At 62.0% G+C, this 16,049-nt stretch carries 12 protein-coding genes; 11 read left to right on the plus strand and 1 reads right to left on the minus strand.

The features are described from left to right. The 6 genes from HZI36_RS25590 to HZI36_RS25615 form a co-directional block, all read left to right on the plus strand. A partial coding sequence (locus tag HZI36_RS25590; RefSeq protein WP_179405470.1) for an ABC transporter permease subunit occupies positions 1 to 462 on the plus strand: 462 nt, incomplete at its 5' end. A gap of 282 nt (positions 463 to 744) precedes the next feature. Then, positions 745 to 3,477, plus strand: a complete 2,733-nt coding sequence (locus HZI36_RS25595) for a type VI secretion system Vgr family protein (protein WP_179405471.1) — start codon at positions 745 to 747, stop codon at positions 3,475 to 3,477. Between the two features lie 39 nt (positions 3,478 to 3,516). After that, positions 3,517 to 5,565 (plus strand): phospholipase D-like domain-containing protein, encoded by a 2,049-nt coding sequence (locus HZI36_RS27405; protein WP_179405472.1) that lies wholly within the window; start codon positions 3,517 to 3,519, stop codon positions 5,563 to 5,565. Between the two features lie 13 nt (positions 5,566 to 5,578). After that, entirely contained in the window at positions 5,579 to 7,222 is a 1,644-nt protein-coding gene (locus HZI36_RS25605; RefSeq protein WP_179405473.1) for a tetratricopeptide repeat protein, read from the plus strand. A 41-nt stretch (positions 7,223 to 7,263) separates the two neighbouring features. Then, positions 7,264 to 7,527, plus strand: a complete 264-nt coding sequence (locus tag HZI36_RS25610) for a PAAR domain-containing protein (RefSeq protein WP_179405474.1) — start codon at positions 7,264 to 7,266, stop codon at positions 7,525 to 7,527. Positions 7,528 to 7,814: 287 nt separating this feature from the next. Continuing rightward, a complete protein-coding gene (locus HZI36_RS25615) occupies positions 7,815 to 9,026 on the plus strand; it encodes a hypothetical protein (protein WP_179405475.1) in 1,212 nt (403 codons plus the stop codon). A gap of 87 nt (positions 9,027 to 9,113) precedes the next feature. On the opposite strand, the gene HZI36_RS25620 is transcribed toward HZI36_RS25615, so the two are convergent. Continuing rightward, the gene (locus tag HZI36_RS25620) at positions 9,114 to 9,821 is read right to left on the minus strand and encodes a GntR family transcriptional regulator (RefSeq protein ID WP_179405476.1); all 708 of its coding nucleotides are present in this window, start codon (positions 9,819 to 9,821) and stop codon (positions 9,114 to 9,116) included. A gap of 159 nt (positions 9,822 to 9,980) precedes the next feature. Here HZI36_RS25620 and HZI36_RS25625 point away from each other — a divergent pair, with 159 nt between their 5' ends. Genes HZI36_RS25625 through HZI36_RS25645 form a run of 5 tightly spaced genes read left to right on the plus strand, consistent with a single transcriptional unit; the run spans position 9,981 to position 16,004 of the window. Continuing rightward, positions 9,981 to 11,279 carry an MFS transporter gene (locus tag HZI36_RS25625; protein ID WP_179405477.1) on the plus strand — a complete coding sequence of 433 codons (1,299 nt, stop codon included), beginning with the start codon at positions 9,981 to 9,983 and terminating at the stop codon, positions 11,277 to 11,279. Between the two features lie 31 nt (positions 11,280 to 11,310). Then, positions 11,311 to 12,039 carry a maleate cis-trans isomerase family protein gene (locus HZI36_RS25630; RefSeq protein WP_179405478.1) on the plus strand — a complete coding sequence of 243 codons (729 nt, stop codon included), beginning with the start codon at positions 11,311 to 11,313 and terminating at the stop codon, positions 12,037 to 12,039. A gap of 8 nt (positions 12,040 to 12,047) precedes the next feature. After that, entirely contained in the window at positions 12,048 to 13,454 is a 1,407-nt protein-coding gene (hydA, locus tag HZI36_RS25635) for a dihydropyrimidinase (protein WP_179405479.1), read from the plus strand. Positions 13,455 to 13,494: 40 nt separating this feature from the next. Further along, positions 13,495 to 14,691 (plus strand): serine hydrolase domain-containing protein, encoded by a 1,197-nt coding sequence (locus tag HZI36_RS25640; protein WP_179405480.1) that lies wholly within the window; start codon positions 13,495 to 13,497, stop codon positions 14,689 to 14,691. A 14-nt stretch (positions 14,692 to 14,705) separates the two neighbouring features. Then, complete coding sequence (locus HZI36_RS25645) at positions 14,706 to 16,004, plus strand: serine hydrolase domain-containing protein (protein WP_179405481.1); 1,299 nt, start codon at positions 14,706 to 14,708, stop codon at positions 16,002 to 16,004. Positions 16,005 to 16,049 lie beyond the last annotated feature (45 nt).

Raw genomic sequence — 16,049 nt, forward strand, 5'->3', positions numbered from 1 at the left:
CTGGGTTGGCCGAAGGGTCGCGGGCTGGTGACGATCTGGATCGGTCACGTGATGCTGTGCGTGTCGTACGTGGCGATCATCGTGCAGTCGCGGGTGAAGGAGATGAACAAGTCGCTGGAGGAAGCGGCGCTGGATCTGGGAGCGACGCCGCTGAAGGTGTTCTTCCTGGTGACGCTGCCGCTGATCTCGCAGGCGTTGATCTCGGGTTGGCTGCTGTCGTTCACGATCTCGGTGGACGACCTGATCCTGTCGGCGTTCCTGTCGGGCCCGGGCTCGACGACGCTGCCGCTGGTGGTGTTCTCGCGGGTGCGGCTGGGGTTGAACCCGGAGATGAACGCATTGGCGACGCTGTTCATCAGCGTGGTGACGATCGGGGTGGTGCTGCTGAACCAGGTGATGAACGCGCGTGAACGCAAGCGGCTGGCCGATATGCGGATGGCGTTCGAGCCGGCGGTGGCGTAACGCGACGGAAAGGGTTTACCCGTGCCTGGGCCTTCGTGCGGAAGCCCTGCGGGCGGTTCGAATTCCGGCAACGGGCCGGTGCGCGAGGGGCGTGCCGGCCCGTTTTGCGTTGACGGCGTGGTTGTTTGTGATCCGACTCGAAACGAACCGGTCTGCCGCTGTTCGGGTTTGGTTCATCCCAATCTCGCATGATGGTGTATTTGACTGTAGAATCGCCCGGGAGAGCGCCCTTGTCATTTCGATGACAAAAAATAGTAGTCAAAAAGTAATAAAGGGATGGAAATGCGTGCACAAGACATTGTGGGGGCCATTCTTGCGGGAGTGATCCAGCAGGACCGCCTGCTGAAACTCGACACCCCACTCGGGACCAACGTGCTGCTGCCCCAACGCGCGGTGGGCCAGTCGCGTATCGGCCGGCATTTCGACTTCACGCTCGACGTCCTGTCGATGCGCAGCGATCTCAAGCTGAAAGCGCTGGTCGGGCAACCCGTGACGCTCTGGATCCAGCAGACGGACAAGTCCTATTTGTCCCGGCACGGCTATGTCTATCTGGTACGGCGACTGGGATCGGAAGGTGGCTTGACCAGTTACCAGATCAGCTTCGCATCATGGATGCATTTCCTGAAATTCCGCCGCGACCAGCGTATCTGGCAGGACAAGCCTGTCGACGAAATCCTGAGCGATGTCTTCAACGCCCATCCGCAGGCAAAAGGTCGCTTCAACTTTGCGCTCTTCAGGCCGTTGCCATCGAGATCGTATTGCACACAATATGAAGACGACTGGACATTCGTTCACCGGCTGATGGAGGATGAGGGGCTATTCGGCATCTGGAAACAGGCGGACGACGGCAAGTCGCACACGCTGACCATCACCGACCGTCTGGACACGTGCGAGCCGCTCGCTTCGCGGACAGTCCAGTTCTCGCGCTACGGCACGAACGACGAGGTCGATGCGCTGGTTCACTGGTCGAGCATGCGGACCCTGCATAGCGCCGTGCTGGCAACCCGGACGTTCGACTACAAGAGTCCGTCGCCGCTCGCCAATCCGAAGGGCACCAACGTGCCGACGTTGTCGCACGAGTTGCCCGAGCAGTTGGAGGTGTACGAATACACCGGCCCCTATACGTATCTGGAACGGGAGCGCGGCGATCATCTCACCAAAGTGCGTATGGAAGAGTGGGAGTCGCGCGCCAAGCGGTTTTATGGCGCGGGCGGCTTGCGCGAGATCGATGCCGGCCGGTGGTTCGAACTCATCGGACATCCGGAGCATGACCGGGATTCCGCCGAGCGACGCCAATTCGCGGTCATCGAAGCAGTGTGGCTGATCGAGAACAACATCCCCGAATCGAGTCACCATGCGAATTTTGCGCACAGCCTGCAAGGCCGACTGGCCGAAGCGATGGCTGGTAACGAAGACGCCCACGCTTCCCGCATCACCCATCACGACGGTTCCGAAGGCTTTTTCCTGACCGAGATCGAGGCACAACGTCGATCCGTGCCATACCGCAGTCCGTTTGAACACCACAAGCCGGTCATGCAAATGCAGACGGCGACCGTGGTCGGGCCGCCAGGCCAGGAAGTCTATACCGACGAGTTGGGCCGGATAAAGGTGCAGTTTCACTGGGATCGGATCGGCCAACGGGATGCGCGCAGCTCGTGCTGGGTACGCGTCGCGCAGCCTTGGTCCAGTGCCGGTTTCGGCGGTATTCAGTTGCCGAGAGTCGGAGACGAAGTGGTCGTGTCCTTTCTGGATGGTGACCCTGATCGACCGGTCATCACGGCGCGCGTGGGGAACGGTGCGAACCGGCCACAGTGGAATCTGCCCGATCAGCACGTGCTGTCGGGTTTCGTCAGCAAGGAAATCGGCGGAGAGCAGAACAACGTCTGGCTGAAGGACGATACGACGGGGCAGGTGCAGACGCAAATCCGTAGCGATCATCTCGAATCCGGTTTGCACATGGGCTACCTCACGCGCGTGAGCGAGCCGGCAGGTCGCGGCGAGAAGCGCGGTGAAGGTGCGGAATTGCGTACGGACGGACATGCTTCGGTGCGCGGCGCTCGCGGGCTGCTGTTGTCGACTCATGCTCGCTCAGGTGCGACCGGCGACGCATTCAATGTCGACGAGGTGAATCTTCAGCTTGCGAACGCTCAGGATACCGCCGCCAGCCTGGCGCAGTCGGCGCTATCGGCGGGGGCGCAGGATGGTGAGCAAAAATCCGTCGCCACTTCGTTGAAAGCGCAGGCGAAGTCCATTCAAGGCGGTGGCACGCTCAAGCAGCTTGAGCGGCCGCATCTGGTGCTCGCCAGTCCCGTAGGCGTGACCGCCAGCGCGGAGGAGCAGATTCACCTGAGCAGCGGCAAGACCACCGCAGTTACCACCGGCGAGCATATGTCGGTCTGCACGGGTGGCGGTTTTTTCGCCAGTGCGCGTCGGGCGTTGCGTCTGTTCGTCTATGAGGCGGGCATGCGGCTCGTTGCTGCGGCGGGTGACATCGATGTAAAGGCGCTGAAGGACAGCATCAACCTGCTGGCGAAGCTGAACGTGACGGTCACGGCCACTAAGATCACGATCAGCGCGCAGCAGGAAGTCGAGATCAACGGCGGCGGGAGTTATACCCGCTGGACGGCGGGGCAGATCAAGAGCGGTACGTCGGGTGGTTTCGAGGTTCACTCGGCGAGCCGGACGTTCGTCGGGCCGGATAGTGTGAGCACGCCAGCGATTCCGGCGCTGCCGCCCGAGAAGGAGCAACTGCATTTTGCGTTGCGGGCACTACCGGGTGAGGGGCCTCAGTACGTGAGCGAGCCGTACGAACTGTACAAGGGCGGCGCAAAGATTGGCGAGGGCGTCACGGATGAATTCGGCCGGGTAGTCGTGAACGACCACCAACCCGGTACGCCGGCCTATCAGGTCAAGCTTGCCAATGGTGGGCAGTTCGATCTGCGAGTGAAAGACGCGCTGCATGGCGATCCCGATCATGCTGAACAGCGAAGCAATCGCGGTGAACGCTTGGCGTGATCTCGATATCGACGCACATCAAACAACAGGGAAAAGAACGTGGCACAGCTTCCTCTCGAAACCCATAACGCGGTAGACGTCGCAGTCGACGAAGCGGGTCGTGCAGCGCAAGGCACTGTTCAATGGCTTCTTGAAAAAAAGGTCGACAAGGATGCCATGCCGACCATGGGCAACGATCTGCAGTTCTTCGTCTGCGGCGAGGAAGGGTTCAGGCAGATTGCCGCTGATCTCATGGGTGCGCAGTCAACGGTTGACATCTGCTGCTGGGGATTTGATCCCGGCATGGAACTCTGGCGCGGTCCCGAGTCCCCTGAGGGCATCGGCGTCCCGAAGTTTGGAGGAAAGCCCGTGCCTGCCAAGCCTGCTGCTGGCGTCTGGCCACGCGGAATCGTCTACGGAGCGCTGCTGGAGGAGATTACCCAACGTAAGGACAATCCCGTCACCGTGCGGTTGCTGATTTGGTTCGACCCACGGGGGTCGCGCAAGCAGAACAGCATGCCAGGATTCACCGATGTTCCAGTTTCCGGCTGGACCAGTCCCATTGAAAAACGGGTGCAGCAGCGCGCGCCCTACGCGAATTCGGAGCGAACTCGATGGTGTATTGACTGGTGGAACCGCAATTTGCCCGATGGTGAAAGCAAGGGCAGCGGCATCCTGACGAAGAATCAGCGGCTACAGATTGTTCTGCGCAGCATTTCAAGCAACGACGTCAAGAAGTTGTTAGCCGCTAACCTGGAGGAAGAGGATGCTCCGAGCACTCACAGCGACGAAGGCGATTTCTACTATGTCGATGAGGAGAATCTTCTCGAGGGTTACGCGACTCACCATCAAAAACCTATCCTAATCGACTATGCGCACCCTTATGACGGCCGAAATGCAACCGGTTATGTGATGGGGCTGAATTCGGTCACGGACTACTGGGACAGAACCGCGCACGAAATCGACGATCCGCTCCGTGAGGAATGGGTGCAATGGTATGTTGACGACGAACACCGGCATGAGCAGGAAACGCAGGATCCAACCGGCCCTCTGAGCACCGCTCCGTATAAGCATGTGAATCCGTATCAGGACTACGCGTGCAAGATGACCGGCAAGGTGTTGAAGCGGTTGCATCAGAACTTCGAGCGTGGCTGGAATCTTTTTGCGCCGCCAGCGTGGCGAACGGCGGAACTCAAAGAGCTGCCGTCGGGGATTCCCAGCCTGCCAGATGATCCCTCGCACCAGGTGCAGATCGTACGTACCCAGCCGCACGAGCACGAGAAAACGATCAAGAGCCTTTACTTCCAGGCAAGCAGTTACGCACGCAACTACATCTACATGGAGAATCAGTATTTTTTCTATCCCGAGTTCGCCCGGCATTTGAAACGGGAGCGAAAGAAGTTCCATGATGCGTGGGCAAAACTGGCCAACAAACCTCAGCAGGATGCACCGATGCTGCATCTGTTTGTCGTAACGCCACACCCTCAGGATCCGGGCATGGTCCCGCGTACCTACGACACGATGGCCGAACTTGGTCATGGCGATGCTTGGAAAAATCAGGCTACGCTGTCAAAGGCAGGCAAGACGGCTCAAAAGTACACGAACAAGAAAGGTGAAAACACCTTCCATCCGCAGATTCTTAAGGAACTACAGGATACCCTCGGCCTGAAAGTCAGTATTGCCCGGCTGCGCACCAGTGGCGTGGTGGGTAATCAGATGGCTTATCGCGAAATCTACATTCACTCGAAGCTGATGATCATTGACGATGTGTTCATGACAATCGGTAGCGCGAACATGAACCAGCGCAGTATGTCTGCCGACAGTGAAATTAACTTTGGGGCAACGGGACAGGACTGGGCATCGCACCTCCGCGAGCGGGTGTTTTCCCTGCTTTCCGGCGGAGCTACTCCTGGCAGTGGGGATCGACAACAGGTGCCGGCGGTTTATGATCTTTGGGAGGGACGAATGAAGGACAATCGGGAGATTCAGAAGACCGGTCAAGAAAAGATGGAAGGATTCCTCCTGCCGTTTATGGATACTAGAGCCAAGACGGTGCTGCATGCCCAGATAGATATGCCTTCATCTTCCAATATTCCCCGCACAGTCTGATCGAGGTCGCCTGATGCCGATAGCTGCCTTCTGCAGGATCATTTTTGTTGCCCTAGGTCTGCTCACTTTCAACGTGCAGGCCGGGGAATTGCCATCATCGACAAGCAAACCGAGTCTTACCATGTCCGATCTGCCGCGTAACGAAAAACTGCCCCTCTTCGACCCGCATCGAAAGAGCTTCACGTGCGTTTATCAGAATCAGCATGTGCCGCCTGTTGATCCCCAGGCAGAGTTATGGTTTCAGCGGGCTCTCGCGCTAGATAATCCCGACTTGTACTATCAGAATCGGGACTATCCGAAGATTTATCAGCTCTATGTGCAGGCTGCGGATCATGGTCACTGGAAGGCCATGCTAAACCTCGCCTCTCTGATTCTGAGTGATTATCCTGGCGTACCCCAGCACGACCCTGAGATTGCAATTCGCTGGGTTGAGAAGGCGATGCAGTTGGGTGTACCCGACGCGTACGACATGATGGGAACCTATCACCAGAACGGGTTGATCAAAGGTGGCGATGCGACTAGCGCATACGCGTTTTTTCAACGTGCGGCAGACATGGGTAGTCCGTCCGCTATGACATTTCTTGGAGAAAAGCTCGACGCTACGTACGACGATTCGGATGGAGAGTTCTGGGGCAACTTGCCGATCGCTACCCAGATGCTCGAGTGTGCTCTCGCACAAGGCTACGGAGATGCGGCAGAAGAGTTGGGTTTTGTCTACGCTAGGGCGAGAACAGCGGATGCGAAACGTCATGCACTGGCGGTTTTACAGGAGGGCGTAAAGCTAGGGAGTGCAAAATGTGCAAGCAAGTTATCTATTGAGTTTGACGGATTCAATTTGACCAACGGGAGGAACCTTCCCGGCAGTATCGATAAGGCTCGTGCTGATAGATATCGCGTTGTGAAGGGTGCGTTGGAGCACTATCAAGGCCGCCTGAAATTGCCGAACCTGGACAAGGTTCTCCCGTTGCCACCTGCTCCACTCCCCAAATGGGACGGGAATGCGAAGACGTTGATCGACGCTGCGAAGCCGGTTAGTCAGCCAGCGAAATCGGAGAAAAACAGCTTGCAGCAGGGGCGTTCGTTCGTTCCCGACGGCCACGCGGTGGCTGCGCTCGATCGCGGCGTGCTTACAGCCACTGGTGCTCAAATGGTCCCGAAGACTGGCTATTGGCTTGCACTGTATGGCTCGTCGATGCAACCCGATGCACGCTTGGCCGCCCGATCTGGCCTTCCCGAACGTTATGAAGCTGGCGAGCGGTTCGAGCCATCCTCATACGACTGGCTGCCGCCGGATCGTGTGCAATGGCATTACCTCGGCGAAGCCTATCGCCTGCCGCCACAGCGCGCGGATTTTCTTGCGAACCTGGTCGGTGCGGGGCTGCTGCGGGAAATTCCATCGTCGCCGGTAGCACTGCAATGCACGGGTGACCGGCGTTGTCCAGAATCCGGGATATGGGAAAGTCGCGTTGCCGAAGACCACCCGATGGCCGTGCTTTACAACCGCTGGGATCGGCAGGCTTTCGTCGAGAAGGGACAGGCGTTTCCACATGCCGGGGATCGTTTCATTGATGCCGCCATGACGGATGTGCAATGGACGTACCTTGGCAGCCCGAATGCGGAAACCGGCATGCCCGGCATATACGCGATCGGCCTGTAAGCACCACGGCGCGTGCACTGCCGCACTCACGGGAAAAAACAATGTCTCGTCAAGTCATAGTGGTAGGCGACACCCTGGCGCCGCACGGCGGTACTGTCGTGACGGGCTCAAGCGCCGACGTCATCGACGGCAAGCCGATCTCTCGCAAAGGCGACACCGTCGAGTGCAAGGAGCACGGCACTCAGACTATTGCCGAAGGCGACCAATCGAGCATGATCGGCGGCGATCCGGTTGCGTTACAAGGGCATCGCGCGACCTGTGGATGCACGTTGGTCAGCCGGGGCAAGACGATGTCCATGCCTTGATCTGAAGAGCGATCGATTCTGCTTGCAGACCTTTTGCACGGGTTAATCGAACGATGACCGCTTGACGCACGAAAGTACTATCGGAAACATCTTCCCCTTCGCTGGGTCGTAGCACAGGGTTGTTGGCTGCGATGAAAAAGCATGGTTTGGTATGCACTGGTACGACGTATCGGGGATTGCAGGCCAAGCATCGGTTCGTTTGCGATCAAGGGCACGTGACACAAATCAGTCCGCGCAACTTGATTCGTCAACGCCAGATTGGCTGCCGTCAGTGTGCTCGGGATGCGATGACCGAGAAGTTGCACCAGGTCGCGAATGCCGCAAACTCGGTTTGCCTGAGCAAGTCGTGGCGCGGGTATGCAAAACGCTATCGGCTGCGCTGCGACGCAGGCCACGCATGGTCGGCACTCGGACAGTCGTTGTTGCGCGGCGGCCTATGTCCGACCTGCGCGGCACTGAGCGGAAAAGCGACGGGACAACTCCTTTTCGATGGCATTGATCAACTGCGAGCCATAGCGAAGCAGCGCGGCGGGAAATGCTTGTCCCGGCGTTACGACGGCGTGAAGGCCGTCTATACGTTTTGCTGCGCAAATGGACATACCTGGCAAACTCGCGGTGCGACGATCCTGTATCAGCGGTCGTGGTGCCCGCACTGCCCGCGAGTGGCAAAGGAAGTGCTCCCAGACGGATTGGAACGCCTTCACGCCGCCGCATCAAAGCGTGGTGGGCGCTTGCTTTCGGATGAATTCGTCGGTACGACCGCAAAGTACCGATTCGAGTGCGCTGCGGGGCATGTCTTTGAGACTTTCGCAGGCACGATTCTTTACAGCGGCGGATGGTGCAGGCGATGCGGCTACGATCAGCAGCGCACGATTGACGGGCTCGAACGACTACGTGAGGCGGCGCGCGCCCGGGGCGGGCGATGCTTGTCGGATCGGTACGACGGCAGGTTGGCGGACTATGCATTCCAGTGCGCGAACGGGCATACGTGGCAATCGCAAGGAGGACATATATTGCGGGGTACATGGTGCCGGCAATGCGCCAATGCGCATATCGGCGATGTTCTGCGCCATGCGAATGGTCTCGCATTGCTCCGGGAAAAGGCTGCAAGCCATGGTGGCGTTTGCCTCGACGACGAATATCGTGGAACCGCCCGAGCCTATCGGTTTCGTTGCGGGAGGGGACATGAGTGGCGTGCAAAGGGCGCGAATATCCTGCATGGACGATGGTGCAAGCGATGCAGCGCCGACGATCAGCGCAGCACGCTCGCAGAAGCTCAAGCAGTTGCCGACGCGCGTGGAGGGTTGTGTCTGTCAGACGAGTACGTCAACGCTCGGAGTCATCTTGTCTGGCAGTGCCATCGCGGGCACGTGTGGCCAGCGAACCTCGACAACGTGAAAAACAAGGGTCGATGGTGTCCGGATTGCAAGAACCTGAAGCGGATCACGAACCCGAAATCGAAAGCGTGGTTGAAGTACCAGCCGAAGAGTATGCCGTAGCGGGTAGTAGCGGGTAGCGCATTGCGGTGGTGAACACGGGGCTTCCGCACGAAGGCCCTTGTTTCAGCGCGGTTGCTTTGCCGTGGATCAGGCCCGAGCCTCCGGTGCGGACGCGTTCTCCCGCATCCGGCCAAGCAGCATCAACACCTCTCGCGCCGTATTCTCCGAATGCTCGCGCAGAATCCGCGGCAAACGCGCATGCTCGGGATCATCCAGCGCCGCGAGAATCGCTTCGTGCTCGCTCAGCGACTCCGCCCATCTGAGCGTGTCGGTGTTGGCCGCGCCGCGCGCGCGATGCACTTTCGCCATCAGCGACACATAAACACCGGACAGCACCGGATTGCCGGCCGACTCGACGATCATCTCGTGAACCTGCTGGTTCAGCCGGAAATATTCGAGCCGCTTGCCCGCCGCGTGACACTCGATCATGCGCCGATGCTTCGCGTGGATCGCCGCGACCTGCGCATCCGTGATGCGTTGCCGCGCGAGCTCACCCGCCATCGCCTCCAGACCGTGAAGCATCTCGAACGTGCTCGCGAGATCGTCGAGATCGATCGACGCGACGCGATAGCCGATGTACTGGCGATGCGTCGCGCGGCCTTCCGATACGAGGATCTTCAGGGCCTCGCGCAGCGGCGTCTTCGACACATCGAACGCAAGGCTCAATTCCTTCTCGTCGATCCGGGCGCCAGGCGGCAGCTCGCCTTCGTCGATCATCACGCGCAGGCGCGCGGCTATCTCGGCGGCCATGCCGCGCGTGCGCAGGAGGAGGGTTTGTCCGTTCGGCTGATTCATGATGGCGCAAGCTTAGCACGATCTCGGTGAATACCCGAAGTTTTACTAGAGTCATTAAAAAACAACGATTTACGTACGTTGTAATTATAAATTTTAAATTCTATACTCCGGCAAACGTTGCGCGACGTCCTCCAACTCTCGTCCATCCGGAGTCCGTACATGTCATCAAGGTCTGGTGTTGTCGCCATGACGGTGGGCAAGTCCACCGTCCGCTGGAAGATATTCGTCGTCATGCTTAGCCTGATCGCGATCAACTACGTCGATCGCGCGTCGCTGTCCGTCGCGATGCCGTTCATTTCGAAGGAGTTCGATATCGGCCCGGCGATGGAAGGGCTGATCCTCAGCGCGTTTTTCTGGACGTACGCGGTGATGCAGATCCCCGGCGGCATGCTTGCGGACCGCTTCAAGCCGCGCATCGTGATCGCGACGGCGACCGTGTTCTGGGGCTTTTTCCAGGCGCTCGCCGCAATTTGCACGAGCGCGCCGGCGCTGCTGCTCACGCGTCTGGGCCTCGGCGCGTCGGAAGCGCCGATCTATCCGGCCGGCGGCAAGCTCAACGCGATCTGGATGACGCAGACCGAGCGCGGCCGCGGCGCCACGCTGCTCGACGGCGGTGCGCCGCTCGGCGCGGCGCTGGGCGCGGTGCTGATCGCCGGGCTCATCGCGACGCTCGGCTCGTGGCGGCTCGCGTTCGCGGTCGCCGGCATCGGCACCGTGCTGGCCGGCTTTCTCGCCTGGTCCTACATCCGCAACTCGCCGCGCGAGCATCCTGGCGTGAACGAGCTGGAGGCCGCGTACATCGAGGAATCGCATGCGCTCGATCGCGCCGCCGAGCCGACGGGCCTGTCGGGTCGCTCGCGCGACTTCTTCAAGTACCGCTCGGTGTGGGCGATGTTCTTCGGCTGGATGTGCTTCAACACCCTGTTCTACGGGCTGCTCACGTGGATGCCGAACTATCTGCACAAGGTGCACGGCTTCGACATCAAGGAGATGGGCGGCTCGAGCTTCATCATTTTCTTCAGCGGCTTCGTCGGCGAACTGCTCGGCGGCTGGATCGCCGACAAGTGGAAGGCCGCGGGCGGCCGTCCGAACGTCGTGATGCGCACGCTGTTCGGGATCGCGTCGGTCGTCGCGACCGCGTCGATCTTCTCCGTCGCCTATGTGAAGGATCCGGTCGTCGTCGTCGCGCTGCTGTCGTCGACGCTGTTCTTCCTGCGCTGGTGCGGACTGTACTGGTGCATCCCGTCGGCGCTCGGCACGCGCAACAAGATCGGCTTCCTCGGCGGCTTCATGAACCTCGGCGGCAACATCGGCGGCATTACCGTGCCGATCATCGTCGGCGCGATCGTGCAGCTGACCGGCTCCTATTTCCTCGCGCTGATGTTCTTCGCCGCGGCCGGCGTCGGCCTGCTGCTGTGCTCGAGCGCGATCGATTACGAAAGCAAGCTCCCCGTTTGACTCACCCCATTTACCGCAAGAGAGACTTGAAATGAAAAAACGCACCCTGCTCGGCATGCTGACGCCTTCCTCCAACACGTCGCTCGAGCCGCTGACGAGCGCGATGGTCGCCGGCCTGCCCGGTGTGTCCGCGCACTTCGCCCGCTTCCCGGTCACCGAGATCTCGCTGTCCGATCAGGCGCTCGGCCAGTTCGACGATCACAAGATCATCGAGGCGGCGAAGCTGCTCGCCGACGCGAAGGTCGACGTGATCGCGTGGAACGGTACGTCGTCGGGCTGGCTCGGCTTCGAGGCCGACGAGCGGCTGTGCCGCCGCATCACGGAGGCGACCGGCATTCCGGCGACGACGTCCGTGCTCGCGCTGAACGAGATCCTGAAGAAGACGGGCGCGCACGATTTCGGCCTCGTCACGCCGTATCTCGACGACGTGCAGACGAAGATCGTCGACAACTATCGCCGTTCCGGCCTGAACTGCATCGCTGAGCGGCATCTGAACCTGAAGGTCAATTTCTCGTTCTCCGAAGTCACGGCCGAGCAGTTGAGCGGCATGGTGCGCGAGGTCGCGAAGGCCGGCCCGCGCGCGATCTCGATCTTCTGCACGAACCTGAATGCCGCGCATCTGGTGCCGGCGCTCGAAGAGGAAACCGGGATTCCGATCTACGACACGATCTCGACCGTCGTGTGGAAGTCGCTGCAGCTCGCCGACTACGATACGCGCCAGGTGAAGGGCTGGGGGCGGCTCTTCGGCGAAGTGGTCTGAGCATCGCCATGTCGAACGAACTCGATTTCGTGATCCGTCACGCGGACGTCGTGACGGCGGCGGACCGGTTCTCGTGCGACATCGGCATCCGCGCGGGGCGCGTGGCCGTGCTCGGCCACGACCTGCCGCGCGCGCCGCGCGAGCTCGACGCGACCGGGATGCTCGTGATGCCGGGCGGCGTCGACGCGCACTGCCATCTCGACCAGCCGATGCCCGATGGACTGCGGATGGCCGACGATTTCCTGAGCGGCACGCGTTCGGCGGTGTGCGGCGGGACGACGACGGTGATTCCGTTCGCCGCGCAGGAGAAAGGGCAGTCGCTGCAGGCCGCGGTCGACGACTACCATCGCCGCGCCGAAGGGCGCGCGGTGATCGACTACGGCTTCCATCTGATCGTCTCCGACCCGACGCCGTACGTGCTCGCGGAAGAGTTGCCGCGGCTGATCGCCAGCGGCTACACGTCGTTCAAGGTCTACATGACCTACGACGACCTGAAGCTCGACGACCGGCAGATGCTCGACGTGCTGAGCGTCGCACGCGAGCACGGCGCGCTCGTGATGGTGCATGCGGAGAACTCGGACTGCATCGGCTGGCTGACCGAGCGGCTGCTCGGCAAGGGCCACGTCGCCCCGCATTTTCATGCGCATGCGCGGCCGGCCGTGGTCGAGCGCGAGGCGACGCATCGCGCGATCGCGTTCGCGGAGCTCGTCGACGTGCCGATCCTGATCGTGCACGTGTCGGGTGCGGATGCGATCGAGCAGATCCGCTGGGGGCAGTCGCGCGGCTTGCCGATTCTCGCGGAGACGTGCCCGCAGTATCTGTACCTGACCGCCGCCGATCTCGGCCACGGCGAGTACGATGGCGCGAAATGCGTGTGCAGCCCGCCGCCGCGCGACCCGGCGAACCAGCAGGCGGTGTGGCATGCGTTGCGGCAGCGGGTGTTCTCGGTGTTCTCGTCCGATCATGCGCCGTTCAACTACGACGACCCGTGCGGCAAGCATCCGGGCGGGCATCGCGCGTCGTTCAATCACATTCCGAACGGCATTCCGGGGCTGGAGACGCGCATGCCGCTGCTGTTCGACGGCGTGCACAAAGGCCGGCTGTCGATTCATCAGTTTGTCGAACTGACGTCGCAGCGGCCCGCGAAGCTGTATGGCCTCTATCCGCGCAAAGGCACGATCGCCGTCGGCGCGGATGCGGACATCGTCGTCTGGGATCCGAACAAGCGCGTGCGGATCTCGAACGACGCGCTGCATCACGCGGTCGACTACACGCCTTACGAAGGGATCGAGGTGACGGGCTGGCCGCGCCACTGCCTGTCGCGGGGCGAGCTGCTCGTCGAGGACGGCCGATGGCTCGCGTCCGAACCCGGGCGCGGGCAGTTCCTGGCGGCGGGCAAGCCCTGCCTCGATTGATCCGGCGCGCCGCGCGCGCCGCACGAAGAAGGAGCAAGCGATGAGAATGCCTCAAGTGTTGTGCGGGATCACGGCGGCGGCGACGCTCGCGATCGGTCCGGCCGGGCCCGCGCGCGCGGCGGACGCCGCGTCGCGGGACATGCCCGTGGTCGTGCCCGAATCGATCGGCGTGGATTCGGCGCCGCTCGTTCGGATGTCGAAGTGGTTGCGCGACGACAAGATGGACGTGCGGAGCCTGGTCGTCGTGAAGGACGGCCGGATCGTGTTCGAGCGTTACGGCGACGGGCTCTCGCGCGACAACAACTACGAGCTGTATTCGGTCACGAAGACGATCACGGCGCTGCTCGTCGGCATCCTGAACGGCGAAGGCAAGCTCGACCCGACGACGAAGGTCGCGCCGCTGATCGAGCAGGCGAGACCCGATCTCGCGAGCGAGCTCGCGGACAAGCAGGCGATCGAGCTGCGTCATCTGATGTCGATGTCGAGCGGCCTCAGCTATCAGACGCGTGAAGGCACGGACCCGTTGTACTACACCGCGCCGGACCGGCTGCGCGTCGCGGTGACGAGCCGTGCGACGACGCCGCCCGGCACGCGCTTCGACTATATCGACGTGAATCCCGTGCTGGTCGGCGCGGCGGTGTCGGTCGCCGCGCGCGAACCTGAGGACGCGTTCGCGAAGGCGAAGCTGTTCGAGCCGCTCGGCATGTCGCACGAACGCTGGACTGGCGCCGACAAGACGGGTGCGGTGGCGGGCGGCTGGGGGCTGCGCCTGCGCGCGGTCGACATGGCGAAGATCGGCATGCTGCTGCTCGACGACGGGCGCTGGCAAGGCAGGCAGATCGTGCCCGCCGCGTGGATCGCGCAGATGAAGACGCCGTCGCCGGCCGCCGCGGATTACGGTTACTACTGCTGGATCCGGCACGTGGTCGAGAAGGGGCAGCCCGAGTTCGGCGCGATGGGCTTCAAGGGGCAGTTCATCACGGTGCTGCCCGAGCAGCACGCGGTCGTCGTGATGACGAGCCTGCTGCCGACCGATGGCGGCCTGCGCGACGCGACCTATCTGAACGATTATCGCCGGATGGTCAACGACTACATCCTCCCCGCGCTGACGCCCGCGGAGAAGCCGGTCGAAACCGCCGCGAAGACGCAGGCGCTGCGTGACGAGCTCGCGCTCAGCAACCGGACGCAGGGCGTGCCCGGCACCGCTGTCGCATTCAACGACGCCCCCGAAAAATGACGAGATCCGCGCCTATGACCACTCAGTCACTCGACCTGGCCCGCACGCGTCGCGCGGGTTCGCCCCTCGTTCGCCGGCTGCTCGCGCGGGTTGCGTCGCTGGCGTCGCTCGCGATCGGCGGCGCCGGGCTCTTCTTGCCCGCGCTGTCGGCCGCGCAACAGGCGCCGGCGGCGCCCGCGCGGCTGCACGAGGCGGGCACTGAAGCGGGCACTGAAGCGGGCATCGAAGCGGCCGCGCCCGAGGACGTGGGCGTCGACTCGCGCGAACTGGTGCGCCTGTCGCAATGGATTCGCGACCAGAAGCTCGACGTCTACAGCCTGCTCGTCGTGAAGGACGGCAAGCTGATCTTCGAGCGCTACGGCGCGAACGCGTCGCGCGACGCGAACTACGAGCTGTATTCGGTCACGAAGGCCGTGACGTCGCTGGTCGCGGGGATCCTGATCGATCGCGGCGCCGCGCATCTCGACGATTCGGTCGGCGACACACTCGGCGCGTGGCGGCCCGATCTGCGCGCCGATTTCGCGGACAAGCGCGACATCGAGTTGCGGCACGTGCTGTCGATGACGAGCGGATTGCACTACGACTTCAGCCCGAAGGACGATCCGATCTACTACACGGCGCCGGACCGCCTGAAGCTGGCCGCGAAGACGACCCGCAAGGCGGCGCCGGGCACCGTGTTCGAATACACCGACATCAATCCGATCCTCACGGCGGCGATGCTCGGCGCGGATGCGCACGAGCCGATCGAACGGTATGCGCGGACGCACCTGTTCGCCCCGCTCGCCATGAAGCACGCGGTGTGGGAGCGCGCGGATCGCATGGGCCTCGTGTCGGCCGGCTGGGGCTTGCGGCTGCGCGCGATCGACATGGCGAAGATCGGCATGCTCGTGCTGGACCATGGCCGCTGGCAGGGGCGCCAGGTGGTGCCGTCGCGCTGGATCGAGCAGATGACGACGCCGGGCGTGTCGCCGTACTTCGGCTATTACTGGTGGATCAACAACATCGTGCAGAGCGAGCCGGAATACGATGCGATGGGCTTCAAGGGGCAATTCATCACGGTGCTGCCGAAGCGCAACGCGGTGATCGTGATGACGAGCATGCTGCCGATCGACGGCGGGCTGCGCGATGCGAAGAACGTCGAGCTGTTCCGGCAGATGGTGAACGGCTACATCGTGCCGGCGCTCGACAATGCGCGGGACGCGAAGCCGACGCAGGCGAGCCGCGCGGCGCTGGCGCGCGAGCTCGACGTGAGCGCGCGCACGCAGGGGGTGCCGGGGGTGCAGGTCGATCCGACGGACGTGCCGAAACTGTGACGCGCAGGCCGGTGCCGGATTCGGGCAGGGGCCGTAGCTAACGCC

The organism is Burkholderia guangdongensis, assembly GCF_013403875.1.
GTDB classification, from domain to species: domain Bacteria; phylum Pseudomonadota; class Gammaproteobacteria; order Burkholderiales; family Burkholderiaceae; genus Burkholderia; species Burkholderia guangdongensis.